Source organism: Microcoleus sp. EPA2 (genome assembly GCA_020882975.1).
Taxonomy (GTDB): Bacteria; Cyanobacteriota; Cyanobacteriia; order Cyanobacteriales; family Microcoleaceae; genus Microcoleus.
Window position 1 is genome coordinate 236,494 of the sequence record JAHRFD010000002.1, and the last position, 17,958, is coordinate 254,451.

The following is a 17,958-nucleotide window of genomic DNA, read 5'->3' on the forward strand; positions in this document are numbered from 1 at the left end:
TTTTAATTAACTTTACGCTCAGTAACCAAAGTCAAACTTACCCATTCACCTTTCTCATTATAACTGCGAATCATCCGCAACCTCAAGTCAGGTTCCACCAACCAACCAGCCTCAAAAAATACAGATTTTCTGAGTTCAACTTGCACAGGTAATGTGCAAGAACCACCGTCAGGAAGCAGCAAAACTTGCATCGGCGTAGTACCTTCCTTAAAATTAATCACCGAACCTTCTATGGTACCTGTCGAAGCGATCGTCTTAGCCTCAGCATTGCTACCAAAACTAATTTTCTGCACCAGGCGATCGCCACTTTCCAAATCCAATTGCAGTTTGGTAGGATAGCAATCAGGCCCGCGCCAATCTGGATACATCGTCACTGCTTCCCCATGCCATTCTCCCAGTAAAGCGTCAACAGTCAAAGGCGGACGTTCAGGCACATTTTTATCCGGCTGATGTTCCCGAATTAAAGTCAACGTTGATAAATTTCCCTTAGTATCGTACAACTGAACTAACCGCAACCGGCGATAATTATAGACAAAACCAAACTCAGCACCGCATTCCGCAAACGGCGCTATTTGAATAGTCCCCTGACAAAAAGATCCATTCTCAAAAAATAGGATATCCCGTCCCAAATTTTGATATTCTCGAACAATTTCCCGGACTTCTGGTTCGCCGACACCACTAGGATTTGGGTAAAAACGACGCAGTTTTAATCGGACAGTTTTACGCTCGTTAAGACTTTCGAGAGTAATAATACTAGGAGTATCTTGAACAACCTCTCCCCGTGGCGATAACTCAGTAAAAGAACCGTGCCATTCTCCCAAATTTTGCATAAAATTTTCCCATTGTGATACCATGTTTTTACCTCTCATTTTTTCCAAATTTTATCATAAAATCTATTTTTTAAAGTTACTTAAACAATAGATTTTATTCCTTCTTCTTTCTTCTTTCCCCCCTTGGGGGGGTTCTTCTTCCTTCTGCCTTCTTCCTTCTTCCTTCTGCCTTCTGCCTTCTTCCTTCTGCCTTCTTCCTTCTTCCTTCTGCCTTCTTCCTTCTGCCTTCTGCCTTCTTCCTTATGTCGAAAAATAGAACTATAACTCTGCTAACAGATTTTGGATTAAGCGATGTTTATGTGGGAGTGATGAAAGGTGCGATCGCCCAAATCAACCCCCAACTCAAAGTCATCGACATTACCCACGACATTGGGCCTCAAAATATAGCCGCGGGTAGGTTTTGTCTGATGACTGCCTATGCTTATTTTCCCACAGAAACCGTACACATTGCTGTCGTCGATCCTGGTGTGGGGAGTAGCAGAAGGGCGATCGCGATTCAATGTGCTAATTGCTTCCTTGTCGGGCCCGATAACGGGTTGTTTAGCGGAGTATTGAGTCGGGAAAGGGCGATCGCCTGCGTCCAACTCACCAACCCCCAATACTGGCGCACACCTCAACCCAGCAGCACTTTCCACGGTCGCGATATTTTCGCTGCTGTGGGCGCTCATGTGGCCACTGGGGTGCCGTTGGAAGAGTTGGGAGAGGCGATCGACCCTGCCAGTTTAGTACAGTTACAGATACCAAATTGTACCGTTACAGCCACAGGTATAGAAGGCTGTATCCAATATTGCGATCGCTTTGGCAATCTAATTACTAATATCCCAAAACATAGCATTCAAACCGAAAATTGGTCAATCACAATTAGCAATTTTAACAATACAATATTCATACCCAGCGGCCAAAGCTACAGCGACAGCCAACCAGGAGATTTGATGGCGATCGTAGGTTCCGAAGGCTGGGTAGAAATCTCCGTTAACGGCGGCAGCGCTCAATCTATACTAAAATTAGACTGTGGGGCGATCGTCCAATTAGTTTTTGAAACTAACAATCAGGATTAAAAAATCAAAAACAATAATTATTCACCTCCCAAAGTAGCCTACTTTGAGGTAAACTAAATCTAGATGGTTCCTCTGTTAACAGTTGATTATATAATTTATCCGCTTGCCAAAAAGAGTCTTGAGGCAAAAATCTAAATATTGATGCAGCAATATATTGTTTTTCTTGTTCAAAACTTATCCAGTTTCGTGATAATTCTTCTGCGGCATGACCAGTAGTATTAGAACCCGAAAAAATATCTACTACCAAGTCTCCCGGTTCACTAAGAAAATTTATAAAAAATGACGGTAATCTTTCGGGAAAACGTGCGGGATGCACCTTAATATTAAACTCTTTGCACCAACGCAAGTATTGAGAATTACTTTCTGAATTAGCAATTTCTAGTAAATTAGATGGAATAGCACCTCCATTATCTTTAGCAAATCGATCGCTAATATTATGACCGGAAGGACGTTCCTTGGGCGTGTAAAATTCATCAGCATTTTTCAAGAGTTTTTTCATTCTCTCAGAATACTCTACTTTGACTTTAGTAATATTTGCTTTAGGCCGCTCTGTTTTAGCAAGCCACCAAACAGTATTTACAGAATCTTTAGCCCGAATTTTCTGTTTATTCACCCACTCTATAGGAGATGGAAGTTTTGAAGGATTAAACCAGAAAAACTCTTGAGCAAGCTTAAATTCATATTCGTCACATAACCTAATAAGTACGCGGTAATTGTAGAGCGAACGTACAGGTATTCCTTTTTGATAAGCACCCCCAAGGTCTATAACAAAACTGCCAGTATCCTTGAGAACTCTTTTAATTTCAGGAGCAAAGCCCAGCAGCCAATCAACATATAAATCTTGATCTTCATTTCCATAACTCTTTTTGCGTTGCAATGCAAAAGGAGGAGATGTCATCACCAAATCTACAGAATTGCTAGCAAGACTATTCAGAAGATGAAGAGAATCTCCCAAATAAGATTGACCGTATTTGGTGGTGTAAATTGGTGCCGGCAAAATGTTACTCATTTGTAATTTAGATTTTAGTTTAAGGTACAACAGACACAAACTGGTTTAATTATCATCCAGATCCGTACTTTCAGTACGTTGTTTAGTCCGTAAATTCTTCGTACTATTCACAAAGCGAACTTTCAGTTCGTTTTTATGAATTGTAAAGAGCATGAATTACAAAGAAGCCAGACGACAATTTGCGGCAAAGGTAAGCCAATTGCGCCGAGAAAAAAGGATAACACAGGACGAACTAGCAGAACTTATAGACAAGACTACTGACTATATCAGCTTATTGGAACGCGGTGAAAGATCCCCATCCTTTGAAGTTATTTTTTCTCTGGCAGAAGCTCTTGATGTACCCGCTACTTATTTAATCAGTTTTAGTCAAAGCGGTGAGAATAAAGCTCTCGTTAACACACTCATAGCTGAACCAGTTTCCCCTTCGGTTGTAGAGCCTGTGGAAGAGGCTGTTACTACAAAAGAAGAACGTATTTCAGATGCTAAACGGCTCGAAAATGCGATGAAAAGCATCCAAGAATTGCAAACTCTCGCAAATGAATATGGGATTACCGATATTTTTCAAGATAATGGAGGAAAGACTTTACAGTTATTAATCCTTTTAGGGCTGCGTATATCACCTGGCCGCGAAGGAAATGATGCTATTGACGCCGAAGGAAAAGAATACGAGCTTAAAACAATCAATATTTCACTGAATCGCAGCGGTGGCGTGACGACTCACCATCATTTGAATGAGATTATACTTGAAAAATATCGCAAAGTAGGAGCTTGGTATATTGGATTGTATGAAGGCATAACTCTCAAGCAAATTTATAAACTCACACCCGAACTTCTAGAACCAAAATTTAAAGAATGGGAAGAAAAGCTCAAAATTAGAAATGACGCACTTAATAACCCTAAAATTCCCTTAAAATTAGTGAGACGGGGGGAACTTGTCTACTCAGATAGTCAAGGATAGCCCCCCGCCAACAAATTTGATTTTGGGAATTAGCTTATGTATAGAGCCTATAAATGCAGACAGCTATCAGCAGCTAAAATTAAGCAACTACAAAATTCACCAACTTTCCAGGCACCACAATCACCTTTTTAATCTCCTTACCCTCCAGATGCCGCTTAGCCAAATCTGACTCGCGAGCAAAGTTTTCCAAAGCAGCTTTATCCGCAGCAGAAGGCACTTGAATTGTACCGCGAGTCTTGCCCATAACCTGAATTACCAGCGTAATTTCATCAGTAACCAATGCAGAAGCATCCACCATCGGCCAAGTTTGCGTGTGTACCGATTCGCTGTTACCAATCAACTGCCACAATTCATCAGCCATGTGCGGTGCAAAAGGCGCTAACAATCGAATTAAAGTATTGATTCCTTCTGCATAAATCGGCGAATCTTTACATTTAGCATCAGTCAAAGCATTGCTCAATTTCATCATTTCCGAAACCGCAGTATTGAACTGATACTCACCCTCCAAATCATCGCTCACTTCCTTAATCGCAATGTGAATCGCCCGCCGCAAATCCTGCTCAGCTTTACTTAAAGTGTCCTTCTCCCCCCCTTGTAGGGGCGGTGCCCCCGTGCCCGCCCTGACAGAGGGGGGTGCAGCAAACTCTGTTACCAACCGCCAAACGCGATTTAAAAAGCGGAATTGTCCTTCTACATCGGCGTCATCCCACTCCAAATCTTTCTCCGGCGGCGCTTTGAATAAAATAAACATCCGCGCCGTATCAACCCCGTATTTTGCCATCACATCCAAGGGGTCAACACCGTTGTATTTTGATTTGGACATCTTCTCATAAAAGACTTGCAAAGGTTCTCCCGTCTGAGGATCTTTTGGATTTGCAGCATCTACTTCGCCTGCTGGAACATATTTGCCAGTAACGGGATTTTTATAGGCCATTGCTTGCACCATGCCTTGAGTTAATAGGCGCTTAAATGGTTCGTCGCAATTAATCAAACCCCGATCGCGCAAAACCTTAGTAAAGAACCGTGAATACAGTAAATGCAGGATTGCGTGTTCAATTCCACCGACATATTGATCCACCGGCATCCAATCATTGGTTTTCGCCGTATCAAATACTTGCTCCTCATTTCTCGCATCGGGATAGCGCAAGAAATACCAAGAAGAATCAATAAAAGTATCCATCGTATCGGTTTCTCGCTTGGCCGGGGTGCCGCAACTCGGACAAGGAACATTCACCCACTCTTCCAGCTTGGCTAACGGGGAACCTTTGCCCGTAAATTCTACATTTTCCGGCAAAACTACTGGCAAATCCGATGCGGGTACCGGTACGATTCCGCAGTTGGGACAGTGAATTACAGGAATAGGAGTACCCCAATAACGCTGTCTAGAAATCAACCAATCTCGCAAACGATATTGGACTCGCGCTTTGCCATAACCTTGGTTTTCGGCATATTGAATAATCGCTGATTTGCCTTTAATTGAATCCATACCATTAAAGCTTTCAGAATTAATCATAATTCCAGATTCTGTGTAAGCTTCGGTCAAAGGCACTTCATCATCTGCCACAATTACTACTTTAATTGGCAGTTCATATTGAGTGGCAAATTGGAAATCTCGCGTGTCGTGGGCGGGTACTCCCATCACTGCGCCGGTGCCGTATTCGTACAGCACGTAATCGGCAATCCAAATCGGGATTTCTTCACCGTTGAAAGGATTGATGGCTTTGCCGCCTGTGGGAATGCCACGCTTGGGTTTGTCTTCTGCTGTGCGATCGATTTCCGTTTGCAGTGCCACTTCTTTCACAAAGTTTTCGACTGCCGTTTTGTGCTCCGGTGTAGTAACGCGATTAGTTAAGGGATGTTCCGGGGACAATACAACATAACTCACACCATAAACTGTGTCGGGACGAGTGGTGAAAACAGCGATTTTTTCATCCATCCCCACAATGGGAAATTCTAAGTAAGCGCCGACGGATTTGCCAATCCAGTTGGCTTGCATTAATTTGACTCTTTCGGGCCAATCTGGCAATTTGTCTAAGTCATTTAATAACTGTTCGGCATAATCCGTAATTTTCAAGAACCATTGTCGCAATAATTTGCGCTCTACTTTGGCACCGGAACGCCAGGAACGACCTTCGTTATCGACTTGTTCGTTTGCTAAGACTGTTTGATCGATGGGGTCCCAATTAACTGTGGCTTCTTTTTGGTATGCTAATCCTGCTGCTAAAAATTGCAAGAAAATCCATTGAGTCCAGCGATAATAATCGGATGAACAAGTTGTAACTTCTTTTGTCCAATCAAAGGAAATGCCTAGGCGATGAAATAAGTCTTTCATTTGGGCAATATTTTGATTAGTCCATTGTGCTGGGGGAATTCCTCTCTCGATGGCCGCATTTTCTGCGGGTAAACCAAAAGCGTCCCATCCCATCGGATTCAATACACGATAGCCTTGCATCCGCTTGAGTCTGGCAATTACATCAATAATTGTGTAGTTGCGGACGTGGCCCATGTGCAGGTTTCCTGATGGATAGGGGAACATGGATAATGCATAAAATTTAGGCTTTTGGGTATCTTCTGGCATTTGGTCTAAGTTTTGCTCAGCCCATATCTGTTGCCATTTTTCTTCTATGGATGCGGGGTTATATCTGGAATCCACAACAATTTCTCCTTTTAGGATTTAGTAGTGTTTGCTTGAATATTTTTGCACATTCAAGGGGCCTCGATTCGGATTTTTTGAGTTCCAAGGATTTTGGCTCCTGTTTGTGTATTATATATTGTAGTATATAAATTTTGGTTGGGGCGTGGTTTTACCAACAATAGGACTTATGGAACAGTCCTATTGATTAGCGCAACCATTCCCCAGTCACAGTTACTGTTTTTGGGTGTTACCAGCGTGCAAACCACACTCTTTTAATGTCGATTCTTCCCACCACCAGCGACCTTCCCGTTCGTGTTGATTTGGCAATACTGCTTTCGTACAAGGTTCGCAACCAATGCTGACAAAACCGCGTTCGTGGAGTTTATTATAGGGGACATCCAAAGCACGAATGTAATCCCAAACTTCTGCGGAAGACCAGTTTGCTAAGGGGTTGAATTTAATTAATTCATGGTCGGGAGTAGAAAATGCAGTATCCTGTTCAATCACTGGAATATGGTTGCGGGTACTGGGGCTTTGGTCTTTCCGTTGGCCAGTAATCCACGCATCTAAAGTATTTAGTTTGCGGCGCAGTGGCTTGACTTTTCGCACGCCACAACATTCTTTGTGCCCATCTTCATAAAAGCTAAACAATCCCTTTTCGTCTACTAAGGCTTGTACTTCCGCTGCATCGGGAAACATGACTTCTATTTTAATGCCGTAATGTTTTCTAACTTGTTCTAAAAACTGATAGGTTTCCGAGTGCAATCTTCCGGTGTCTAGGGTGAAAACGCGGAAGTTTTTGGTGAGTTTTGAAGCGAGATCGATCAGCACTACATCTTCTGCGCCACTGAAAGAAATTGCAATATTGTCAAAATTTTCTAGGGCAAATTTAAGAATATCTCGCGGTGTTTTTGTGCTGTACTCTGCTTCGAGGGCCGCAATGTTTAGATTGGTTCCAATGGCTACCATACTTTTCTGTTCTCCGTGTTATTTTTTGTCTAACCCTGAATTGTAACCGATCGCAGTCTCTCTCATAGCGATCGATTTGACAATCCAGCATCCACAGTACATACCGCCAGATTCATCCCTGGAGAAACAGAAAACCTGCTATCCCATTGATTTGGGAACAGATTTATTCCTTCGCCGACAGACTGACGGGGTTGCTTTCTTCCACAGACTTCTCCTCAAAAGCTCCTAAAGAACAGGTAAGATGCCTGTTCCACCATCATTTTGGGAGATGTCTAATAGTCTCCTCTAACATCTAAAATCGGTAGCTGAGTTATATTTGTATTTGCATTGGGGTGAATTTATCCCTGAAGGCTATAGTCAAAGAGGCGATCGCAGCGCCACTAATAAAACCGATATACCGTCAAAAATAGCAAGGAAGTGTAGAACCATGTCAAAAATCTTAGTAGTAGACGATGTTCCCAGCGAACTAGAAATCATCTGTCGCATTCTTCAAGATGTGGGACTGGAAGTAATCCGGGCCGGAGATGGCGCAGAAGCGATCGCCCGTATCCAAGAAAAAGCGCCGGATCTGGTCGTTTTAGATGTAGTAATGCCACGAATGAACGGATTTGAGGTGATTCGAGAATTGCGGGGCGATCGCAAAACTGCATATTTGCCCGTAGTATTTTGTACTCATAAAAACACCGAGATCGATCGAGCTTGGGGAACTGATTTAGGGGCTGATGCTTACCTCAGCAAACCCTTTGAACCTCAGCAACTTGTCAACATTGTACAGCGTTTGCTATCAAAATAAACTCCGGCTCAAAGATAGATATTTTTTTATAGTGTCACAGGGATCGAGGGCGAAATTTTACCAAGGGCGAGTTCCGGCGATCGAATAAGGGCTAACAGATAGCACATAATTTCTTTTTTTAAGCTACACTAGAGACTAAAAATAAGCCATGAAAACAACTGCTTCTGGCAGTGCAGGGAATCAGACAAATGGAACAAAGCAATTTCTCGTCTTCGCTCAAGCAGACAGTTTGTTTGGCGTCGAGTTAGAAACAGTGCGGGAAGTGCTTTCCCTCAAAGAACAACCCATTTCGCCGGTGCCGAACACCCAGTCATTTTTGCTGGGATTAACCAACTTGCGGGGCGAAATTTTAGCCACAGCAGATTTTGGTCGGTTCACAGGTATCGCACCAGTTGATACCCACCATTCCAGCAGTCGCATCTTAGTTGTGGAAGCGCCCGATCCGCGAGACTTAAGACTGTCTAAAATCCGCATTGGCTTAGCTGTCTGCCGCGTTGAAGGAGTTTTACCTCTAAATCCCGATCGCATTGTCTCCGCCATAGACGTCAGTTCTGACCTCGCCCCCTTTCTCAAAGGTTTGTACAATTGTGATGGACGCTTACTGATGATTGTTGATGTAGAAGCGATCGCCCATTCCGAACGCTGGTAAGGAGCATAATTTTGATTTGGGAATGGTTCATGGGGAATGGGTAATTGCAAATAATCACTAACCACTAACAAATAACCACTAACAAATAACCACTAACAAATAACCAATAACAACTAACTTATGCAACTTATCTATGACTTTGTGGCAACAACTTTTACCTTAACCTTACCAGATATCTCCCCGCCCTTGCTGCTTGGGGTAGCCAATAGTATCATTTCTTTGTGTTACTTTGCGATCGCCTCACTGATTACTTTAGGTTTGTGGCGAAACCGCAAATTCGGCTTCGACACCTTCGCCACAGTCACAGGACTTATATTTTGGAGTTGTGCCTTCGGGCATAGTGGCCACGCAGCAGAACACTTAGGATTGCCACACTCCCCAGTTTGGCAAACGGTGTGCGATTGGATTACTGTAATGCCGGCGATCGCCTTTTTAAGCCTCTCCAACCGCTACAGCTTATTAGTAGGTTCCACCCAAATTCTGCAATCTAAAAAAGACACAGAACAAGCCCTTAGTGAAACTACTCAGCGATTTCAAGCCATCTTCGAGCAAGCTTTTCAATTAATAACGCTATTGCAACCAGACGGTACTCTGATCGAAGCCAATCAAACAGCCCTAGAATTTGGTGATTACGAACCATCAGACTTGCTGGGAAAAAAATTTTGGCATACACCTTGGTGGGCATCATCCCCAACAAACCAGCAACAACTAAAAACTCACATCAAACAAGTATCCGCAGGCAAATTTGTCCGAGAAGAATACGAAATCACCGGCATCAATAACCAAGTGACAGTAATTGACCTGTCATTGAAACCCCTATTAAATGAAGCTGGAGAAGTATTTCAAATTCTCGCCGAAGGTCGCGATATTACCCAAAGCAAACAAACCGAAGCTCAATTTCAGCAGCTAACCGCAGAACTAGAGCAGCGAGTGCACGAAAGAACCGAACAGATTTCCCAAACCAATGCACAATTGCAACAAGAAATTAGCGATCGCGCCGCAGTAGAACAACAGCTATTGCGGCTCAAATCAATTTTAGAAGCAACCACAGACTGGGTAGGCATGGCAGACAGCGAAGGGCACAGTCTTTATCTCAACCGCGCCGCCAGAGAAATTTTACACGTTGGCGTAGACTCGGATTTAGCCGGAGTCAGTATTTCCGCCCTGACATCACCCAAAAGTATCGACACTATTATGAAAGTCGGCATACCCTCCGCTTGCCGAGACGGAGTGTGGAGTGGTGAGACAATTTGGCAGACTTTAGAAGGCCAAGAAATACCAGTTTCTCAAGTAATTATTGCTCACAAATCTGAAAATGGAGAAGTGGAATTTTTGTCAACCATCGCCCGCAACATTAGTAATCGCAAGCGCACAGAACAAACCTTGCGACAAAACTTGCAAATGCTCGACCTTGCCAGCGATGCTTTGATTATTCGAGAGCTAGATGGCACAATTAACTACTGGAATCAAGGAGCATCGCGCCTCTACGGCTGGACCAAGGAAGAAGCCTTGGGAAAAGTCACTCACAACCTGTTTCACACTATCTTTCCCAAACAACCTTTAGCATCTATTTCCGCACAGCTAGAACAGCAGGATTATTGGGAAGGAGAACTGATTCATACTACCAATCACAACACCCAAATTACCGTATTCAGCCGCTGGACTTTGCAGCGAGACGAACAGGGAAACCCCAAAGCAATTTTAGAAACCAACAACGACATTACAGAGCGCAAGCTTGCCGAAATCGAAAATAAAAGATTGATTTCGATCGTAGAAAGCAGCTCCGATTTTATCGGCGTAGCAGCGATAGATGGGCAGGCAATATACTTGAATCCCGCTGGAATGAAGCTAGTTGAACTTCAAAACATGGAACAAGTCAAAAGCAAAACCATGTTTGACTTTTTCACACCAGAAGACACTAATATACTCAGGGAAGAGATTCTGCCTGCTACGATGCGAGATGGCTTGTGGCAGGGAGAATTCCGGTTGAGAAACTTTCAAACCGGCGAAAACATTCCCATTGACTTTACCCTGTTTACCGTCAAAGACCCAGAAACAGGCGAACCAGTCGGTTTAGCGACAGTTACCCGCGACATTAGCGATCGCAAGCGGGCAGAAGAGATGTTGCGCGATCGGGAAAGACTGTTCCGAGCCATTTTTGACCAGTCATTCCAATTCGTGGGGCTGCTAGATCCTGATGGTACTGTTTTGGAAGCCAACCAAACAGCCCTCGCCGCCGGCGGGTTCCGACTCGAAGACGTAGTAGGCACCCCATTTTGGGAAAACCAGTGGTGGCAGATTTCCCCAGAAACCAAACAACAGGTGCGCGAGGCGATAGCCAGGGCCGCCGCCGGCGAGCTAGTCCGCTACGAAGTTGACGTACTGGTGGCTGGCGGTGCAGTGGCCACCATTGACTTCTCCATCAAACCGATCGCCGACGATACTGGCAAAGTCGTGTTGCTGATTCCCGAAGGCCGCGACATCAGCGATCGCATTGCCCTAGAACGAGAACTAACCTTGCGTCAAGCCCGCTTTGACGCCTTTTTCGCCGCTGCACCAGCGGGAATGTTTATCACCGACGAACAACTCCGCTTCGTGCAGTTCAACGAAAAACTATCCGAACTCGGCGGCCAGCCAGTTTCAGCATACATTGGCAAAACCTTATGGGAAGTTGAACCAGCAATGGCATCGACCACCTTCCCTCTGTACCAGCAGGTTTTGAGTAGCAACCAAGCCATTTTAAACATGGAACACTCCAATCCAACTACCGCACAGCGAGATGTGATGCGGGATTGGCTCTCATCTTACTTTCCGCTACCGGGAGAAGATGGCAAGCCGATCGGGATTGGGGCTTTCATTTTGGAAGTTACCGATCGCAAGAACCTAGAACGAGAACTCGCCTTGCGTCAAGCCCGCTTTGACGCATTTTTCGCCGCAGCCCCAGCCGCCATGTTTATCTTCGATGACCAACTGCGGTTCGTGCAAGTAAATGAAAAATTGGCCGAAACCACCGGGCCTTCAATTGCCGAACACCTAGGGAACACGGTGAGGGAAGTTGTACCCGAAATGGTTCCCACCCTAGAGCCCATGTTGCAGCACATTCTTGCCACCAACGAACCGTTTTTAAACATAGAAGTTTCCGGCACAACCCTCAGTCAACCGGGCGTACTGCGATATTGGCTAGCCTCTTACTTTCCTTTGCCAGGAGAAAACGGTAAGCCGATCGGTGTCGGCGGAGTAGCAGTCGAAATTACCGATCGCAAACAAGCAGAACAAGAGCGCGATCGGTTTTTCACCCTTTCCCTAGACTTGCTGTGCATCGCCGATTTTGAAGGCAAATTCAAGCGCGTCAATCCCGCCTGGGCAACAACCCTCGGCTACACTTTAGAAGAACTACAAGAACAACCTTTTCTCAATTTTGTTCATCCAGACGATCGCGACCAAACCGTATCCGAAGCTAACAAAATAGCTCAGGGAGTCGAAACAATCGCGTTTGAAAATCGCTACCGCTGCAAAGACGGTTCCTACAAGTGGCTGTCGTGGAAATCACGACCTTTACACCAAGAAAAGATCATGTATGCAGTGGCTCGCGACATTACCGACAGCAAACACGCCATTAGTCAATTACAAGAAACAACCGCCCAGTTAGCCCGTTCCGAATCCGAATTTAGACAGCAAAAAAACCTCTTGCAACTGCTAATTGATAGCATTGGTGAAGGCGTAGTTGCAGCCGACACAAAAGGCAATTTTTTCCTGTTCAACCCGGCCGCCGAAAATATCTTTGGCTTGGGTTCAACAGACACACTGCCCGACGAGTGGTCGGCAAAATACGGTTTATTTTTGAGCGATGGAGTCACTCCCTATCCCACCGCCGACATACCTTTAACGCGAGCCATTCGAGGAGAAATAGTTGACGACGCAGAGGTTTTCACCAGACACGCCGGCAAGCCAGATGGTGTGTGGGTAAAAATTAACGGCAGGCCGATCAAAGACGAAACAGGGGCGATCCAAGGTGGCGTAGTTGTCTGTCGCAACATCACTGAAGAAAAAGCATCTACCAAGCGAATGCAGCAGTTAGCAGAGTCACAAGAACGCTTACTGCAAGAACTCAAAACGCGACAAAATGCCCTCGATGAATCCGCCATCGTCAGCGAAACAGACCTCAAAGGCATCATCACCTACGTCAACGAAAGATTCACTCAAATATCTGGTTACAGTATGGGAGAACTCCTCAACCGCGACCATCGCATCGTCAACTCCGGCTATCATCCCAAATCATTTTTTCAAGAAATGTGGCTGACGATTTCTCGCGGCTTGGTATGGAAGGGTGAAATTAAAAATCGGCGCAAAGACGGCTCGTTTTATTGGGTAGATTCCACCATCGCCCCCATCTTTGACACCAACGGCAAAATTATTAAATATATTGCCATCCGCTTTGACATCAATGAACGCAAAAAAGCACAAGAAGGACTAGAAAAATTAGCAGCAGAACGCAAAGCCGAAGCTGATTCACTGACCCAGCAAGTCCTCAAATTGTTAGGAGAAATTAAAGGCGCGGCTCAAGGCGATTTGACTGTCAGAGCAGAAGTTAATAACGATGTTTTAGGTGCTGTCGCCGACTCCTTCAACTTCCTGATCGGTTCCCTGCGAAAAGTAGTAACAGGAATTCAAACATTAGCAGAACAGGTAACATCAGCCACCGATGAGTCAATTAGTAATACCAGCCAACTGACGCAACAAGCAGAAGTTCAAGCAGCCAAAATATCTGCCATCATGCAAGAAATCGATCGCATTGTCAATTCAATCCGTGACGTGCGAGATGTTTCGGTGCGCGCCGAAACAGTCGCCCAACAGTCTTCTCACACCGCTGAAGCCGGCGGTATGGCGGTCGATAGAGCTGTAGAAGGCATTAACGAACTCCGACTGACAATCGCCTCAACCTCAAAAATGATGAAACGTTTAGGTGAGTCTTCCCAACAAATCGGCAAAATTGTGACATCTATTTCTCAACTTGCTTCCCAAACTAATTTGCTAGCCCTGAATGCTACCATTGAAGCCGCGCGGGCGGGGGAACAAGGTTTAGGTTTTGCAGTTGTAGCCGAAGAAGTGCGAAAATTAGCAGAAAGATCCGCCGGTGCTACGGAAGAAATCTCCGAAATTGTCGGCACAATTCAAGAAGAAATCAGTCGTGTCATGAAGGCAATGGAATCAGGGACACTGGAAGTAGTCGAAGGTACTAAACTCGCCAGCGAAGCTAAAACTCACCTCAACGCCATCATCGAAGTTAGCCGCGAAATGAATGCTTTGGTGCAAAATATTACTCGTGCCTCAGCCAAACAAACAATTTCGGCTGAGGAAATTTCTAACAGTATGCAGCAAGTGAATGAGATTGCGAATACAACAGCTCAAAAAGGTTCCGATGTTAAAGCATCTTTGGACGATCTGTCTGGTTCTGTTGCTAAATTGCAAAAATCAGTCGCGAATTTTAGAAGTTAGTCAGTTGATAGTATGAATGATAACGACTTAAATGAATTAATAGATGCTTTTATCGCTGAAACCCAAGAGTTTCTGCAATCAATGGAGAGCAACTTATTGGGGATGGAATCTGGTGATTTAAAACAACGAGAAGCCGCAGTAAAAGAAATGTTTCGAGCGGCTCACTCCATCAAAGGTGCTGGTTCGATGTTGGGGTTTAACAACGTATCTGTCGCAGCTCACGCTCTGGAGGACTGTTTTGTCATTTTTCGCGATCGCACAGACTTGTCAACCCTAGAACAGACAACAGTAACTCTATTGCTACAAGGTGTGGATGCTCTCAAAAAAATTACTACCGAATCAATTCACCACTCCGATGTCAGCAGTCTGGATCAAACAGAAAACTTGGAGATAATCGCCCAAATTCAACTTCAATTCGAGCGTCAATACGGCAAGCCAGAACCACCGGCAGTTCCGGTAATGAGCAAATCCCCCGCCCCAGAAACCCTGAAATTGATTTTTGAACACGAATTACCCCCAGTCTTAAATCGCCTAGAAACCGAACTTTCCCAAGCTTCAGAGGCTGATTTAGCAACCAGCGTCACCGCACTCAACCAGGTTTATTACCAACTCTCCGGTTTAGCTGGAATGTTGCAATTGCCAGACTTTGGGAAAGTTGCCGAACCCCTCAGAGATTTAATCGACTCCAAGGATTTAACACTAGAACAGTTGCAATCCCAGGGTTGGGCCATCGCCCAAAACCTACAAACCGCACGTCAGCAAATATTAGCAGGAAAGGCGATCGACCCCCCCAAAATCTCCCCCGCCACTCAGGAAGAAAGCCAACCAGAACCCAAAACCAAGGACACCCACGCACCATCCACCGCCCCTACAAAATCCTCAGTCCCCAACCCCCAGCGCCCCACAATCCGAGTAGACTTAGAACGCTTGACAGAATTAGTCAATCTAGTCGGGGAATTAGTCATCAACCGTACCAACTTAGAACTTCAAGAATCCGAACTCCGCAGCGAAGTCAAGCGCATCCGTCGCAGTATTATCGATTTAAACCAATTCGGCGGTCAGTTGCGAGAAGAATATGACAGGATGAGCTTTGGAGACTGGAAAAGTGCCCATGACAACCTAGGAATCGGAAAATTTGCAGAACTCAACCCAGAAATTCCCACCATTACTAACGGCAAATCCTCTAGACCCCATTCTCACTTTGATGTCTTAGAAATGGATCAATACACAGAGTTCCACTCTACAGCCTCTGAAGTGATCGAAACCACCGAAGCAATTGCTCAATCTGCCACCAAATTAGACTCCTTATCCATGAGATTCGAGCGCAGTATCGACCAACTGCGCCGCATCACCGAACAACTACGCAGTCGCGTCATGCAGTTGCGAGTCGTCAGTTTCAGTCGCGCCGTCGATCATTTGCCACGAGCACTCAGGGATATGTGTCTCACCTATGATAAAGATGTCAATTTACTGCTGTTGGGACGCGATACTAAAATTGACGAAAGTTTGCTAGATGCTTTGCGCGACCCCTTGGTACATCTAGTCAGAAATGCTTTTGACCACGGCATCGAAATGCCAGAAATTCGGCAGCAAATGGGCAAGCCCGCCAGCGGTCAAATTGAAATAGAAGCGCGACACCAAGGAGGTCAAACTATTATCACTGTCGCCGATGATGGTAAAGGTATTGACCCGGAAATCATTCGCCACAAAATTGTGAAAAAGGGTTTGGCGACAGAGGAACAAGCCCAAGATTTTTCGATTGCGGAACTCTACGATTTTCTATTTTGGCCTGGTTTCAGCACAGTCGAAGAAGTGAGCGACCTTTCAGGGCGGGGAGTTGGCCTCGACGTGGTACGGGCGAATTTGCGGACGGTTCGAGGCACTGTAAAGGTGGATTCTCGCCTGGGAAAAGGCACGAGTTTTATCATCAAACTGCCACTGTTACTGTCGATTACTGATGCCTTGATGGTGAAGACCGATCGCAATAAAATAGCAGTACCCCTCGATGCTGTCGAGGAAATTCTCCACATCAAAGCCTCCGAAGTGCACACCGCCGGCAATCAGCCCATGCTGTGGTGGCGGGAGGAATTTATTCGTTTAGTGCGACTCCAAGACTTGCTCGAATATAGCGTTTTAGGCCCCGATGCCCCCTCTCCTGACCCTTTGACCCAAGACCACATTCCGGTGCTAGTTTTAGCTTCTAGCGAAGGAATGCTGGCGGTGGCCGTAGAACGGCTCATCGGTCAGCAGGAAATTGTGGTAAAACCCTTACCATCGCCTCTGTCTAAGCCTCGTGGGGTTTTGGGGAGTACAATTTTAGGAGACGGGCGAGTGGTGACTATTTTGGATGTGGATGATTTGGTGGGTCAACCTTCAACCAATAGTTCGATCGCCCCTGTGTCTGGTAAAGTACCACATTTAGCACCAACTTCGAGTCATGCACCGCAAATTTTAGTGGTAGACGATTCCTATACAATTCGGCAATTGCTGTCATTGATGCTGACTAGAGCTCGCTATCGAGTAGTGCAGGCCAAGGACGGCTTGGACGCCCTGGAAAAGTTACAAAACGGTCTCGATTGCAGTTTAGCGATTGTGGATATTGAAATGCCCCGGATGGATGGATTTGAATTTTTGCGATCGCTGCGATCGACCCAACGGTTTGCTAAAATTCCCGTAGCCATGCTCACCTCCCGCAGCGGTGAAAAACACCGCCAAATGGCAATGGAACTAGGCGCAAATCAATACTTCACCAAACCTTACAGCGAAGCCCAACTTTTAGAAGCCATCCCCAAACTAATCAAACATCAAACAATATGATTAACGAACCGCGAAGACACAAAGAGCGCGAAGAAAGAACAGCATTTTCTTCCTTCCCCCTGATTCCTTCCCCCTGATTCCTTCCCCCCTTGGGGGGGGTAGGGGGGGTTCTTCTTCCTTCTTCCTTCTTCCTTCTTCCTTCTTCCTTCTTCCTTCTTCCTTCTTCCTTCTTCCTTCTTCCTTCTTCCTTCTTCCTTCTTCCTTCTTCCTTCTTCCTTCTTCCTTCTTCCTTCTTCCTTCTCCTATGACTCACGCCAACTACAATCGCCGCTTCCGCAACCAGAAACAAACAAATGCCAGAACCCCGGCTCGCAAATTAGTTTCCTTTGGTCTAGGCAGCGTTTATTATGCTGTTCCGATTGAACGAGTACAGCGCGTTGTCAAAGACTTTAATCCCTACGGTTTTTTAGATAGTGGTAATAGTTTAGTCAGGCATCAGGAAGAACTAATTACCCTAATTGATTTATCGAGAATATTTAATTCCACTAAAAGTATGGCTGACTGCAACTACCTAATTGTTTGCACTTTCAATCAAGGCGAGCGCTTGGGAATCCCCATTCCTGATATGCCGAAGATTTTAGAAATTTCCGAAGCAGCTTTTTGCGAAATTCCCCTATTGTACCGCCAACAGCAACTACCGGGGGCTGTAGAAAAGTTAATTAGCGCACCGGATGGTTCCGAAGTCTTTTATTTAAATTTGGATTTATTGATCTCTATTTAGCTCAGTTATAACATAGAATATAA

The 17,958-nt window shown here is 45.1% G+C and carries 12 protein-coding genes; 7 read left to right on the forward strand and 5 right to left on the reverse strand.

Translation table 11 applies throughout. From position 1 onward, the window contains the following. Window positions 1–2: 2 nt before the first annotated feature. Entirely contained in the window at window positions 3–869 is an 867-nt protein-coding gene (locus tag AAFP14_RS03500) for a DUF3598 family protein (protein ID WP_341730915.1), read from the reverse strand. Window positions 870–1,072: 203 nt separating this feature from the next. Between AAFP14_RS03500 and AAFP14_RS03505 the strand changes: the two genes are divergently transcribed. Next, complete coding sequence (locus AAFP14_RS03505) at window positions 1,073–1,888, forward strand: SAM hydrolase/SAM-dependent halogenase family protein (RefSeq protein ID WP_341730916.1); 816 nt, start codon at window positions 1,073–1,075, stop codon at window positions 1,886–1,888. Between the two features lie 4 nt (window positions 1,889–1,892). On the opposite strand, the gene AAFP14_RS03510 is transcribed toward AAFP14_RS03505, so the two are convergent. Then, window positions 1,893–2,897 (reverse strand): DNA-methyltransferase, encoded by a 1,005-nt coding sequence (locus AAFP14_RS03510; protein ID WP_341730917.1) that lies wholly within the window; start codon window positions 2,895–2,897, stop codon window positions 1,893–1,895. Window positions 2,898–3,048: 151 nt separating this feature from the next. Between AAFP14_RS03510 and AAFP14_RS03515 the strand changes: the two genes are divergently transcribed. Next, a complete protein-coding gene (locus AAFP14_RS03515) occupies window positions 3,049–3,855 on the forward strand; it encodes a helix-turn-helix domain-containing protein (protein WP_341730918.1) in 807 nt (268 codons plus the stop codon). Window positions 3,856–3,934: 79 nt separating this feature from the next. Here AAFP14_RS03515 and leuS read toward each other — a convergent pair whose 3' ends face one another. Next, window positions 3,935–6,508: a leucine--tRNA ligase gene (leuS, locus tag AAFP14_RS03520; RefSeq protein WP_341730919.1), complete on the reverse strand. Its 2,574-nt coding sequence runs from the start codon at window positions 6,506–6,508 to the stop codon at window positions 3,935–3,937. A gap of 213 nt (window positions 6,509–6,721) precedes the next feature. After that, window positions 6,722–7,459, reverse strand: coding sequence for a phosphoadenylyl-sulfate reductase (locus AAFP14_RS03525; protein ID WP_341730920.1), 738 nt, complete (start codon window positions 7,457–7,459; stop codon window positions 6,722–6,724). A 427-nt stretch (window positions 7,460–7,886) separates the two neighbouring features. On the opposite strand from AAFP14_RS03525, the gene AAFP14_RS03530 reads away from it, so the two are divergent. The 4 genes from AAFP14_RS03530 (at window position 7,887) to AAFP14_RS03545 (ending at window position 17,214) form a co-directional block, all read left to right on the forward strand. After that, entirely contained in the window at window positions 7,887–8,252 is a 366-nt protein-coding gene (locus AAFP14_RS03530) for a response regulator transcription factor (RefSeq protein WP_340521844.1), read from the forward strand. A gap of 148 nt (window positions 8,253–8,400) precedes the next feature. Beyond that, window positions 8,401–8,901 (forward strand): chemotaxis protein CheW, encoded by a 501-nt coding sequence (locus tag AAFP14_RS03535; protein WP_341730921.1) that lies wholly within the window; start codon window positions 8,401–8,403, stop codon window positions 8,899–8,901. 120 nt (window positions 8,902–9,021) lie between these two features. Beyond that, window positions 9,022–14,397: a methyl-accepting chemotaxis protein gene (locus AAFP14_RS03540; RefSeq protein WP_341730922.1), complete on the forward strand. Its 5,376-nt coding sequence runs from the start codon at window positions 9,022–9,024 to the stop codon at window positions 14,395–14,397. Window positions 14,398–14,409: 12 nt separating this feature from the next. Further along, the gene (locus tag AAFP14_RS03545; protein ID WP_341730923.1) at window positions 14,410–17,214 is read left to right on the forward strand and encodes a hybrid sensor histidine kinase/response regulator; all 2,805 of its coding nucleotides are present in this window, start codon (window positions 14,410–14,412) and stop codon (window positions 17,212–17,214) included. On the opposite strand, the gene AAFP14_RS03550 is transcribed toward AAFP14_RS03545, so the two are convergent. After that, the gene (locus AAFP14_RS03550; RefSeq protein WP_341730924.1) at window positions 17,195–17,467 is read right to left on the reverse strand and encodes a hypothetical protein; all 273 of its coding nucleotides are present in this window, start codon (window positions 17,465–17,467) and stop codon (window positions 17,195–17,197) included. The genes AAFP14_RS03545 and AAFP14_RS03550 overlap by 20 nt on opposite strands. Between AAFP14_RS03550 and AAFP14_RS03555 the strand changes: the two genes are divergently transcribed. Next, on the forward strand, window positions 17,459–17,935 hold the full coding sequence (locus AAFP14_RS03555; RefSeq protein WP_341730925.1) for a chemotaxis protein CheW: 477 nt from the start codon (window positions 17,459–17,461) through the stop codon (window positions 17,933–17,935). The genes AAFP14_RS03550 and AAFP14_RS03555 overlap by 9 nt on opposite strands. Window positions 17,936–17,958 lie beyond the last annotated feature (23 nt).

Coding starts and splice junctions, on each gene's coding strand:
- AAFP14_RS03500 (WP_341730915.1), bottom strand. CDS start 869: ATGAGAGGTAAAAACATGGTATCACAATGGGAAAATTTTATGCAAAAT.
- AAFP14_RS03505 (WP_341730916.1), top strand. CDS start 1,073: ATGTCGAAAAATAGAACTATAACTCTGCTAACAGATTTTGGATTAAGC.
- AAFP14_RS03510 (WP_341730917.1), bottom strand. CDS start 2,897: ATGAGTAACATTTTGCCGGCACCAATTTACACCACCAAATACGGTCAA.
- AAFP14_RS03515 (WP_341730918.1), top strand. CDS start 3,049: ATGAATTACAAAGAAGCCAGACGACAATTTGCGGCAAAGGTAAGCCAA.
- AAFP14_RS03525 (WP_341730920.1), bottom strand. CDS start 7,459: ATGGTAGCCATTGGAACCAATCTAAACATTGCGGCCCTCGAAGCAGAG.
- AAFP14_RS03530 (WP_340521844.1), top strand. CDS start 7,887: ATGTCAAAAATCTTAGTAGTAGACGATGTTCCCAGCGAACTAGAAATC.
- AAFP14_RS03535 (WP_341730921.1), top strand. CDS start 8,401: ATGAAAACAACTGCTTCTGGCAGTGCAGGGAATCAGACAAATGGAACA.
- AAFP14_RS03540 (WP_341730922.1), top strand. CDS start 9,022: ATGCAACTTATCTATGACTTTGTGGCAACAACTTTTACCTTAACCTTA.
- AAFP14_RS03545 (WP_341730923.1), top strand. CDS start 14,410: ATGAATGATAACGACTTAAATGAATTAATAGATGCTTTTATCGCTGAA.
- AAFP14_RS03555 (WP_341730925.1), top strand. CDS start 17,459: ATGACTCACGCCAACTACAATCGCCGCTTCCGCAACCAGAAACAAACA.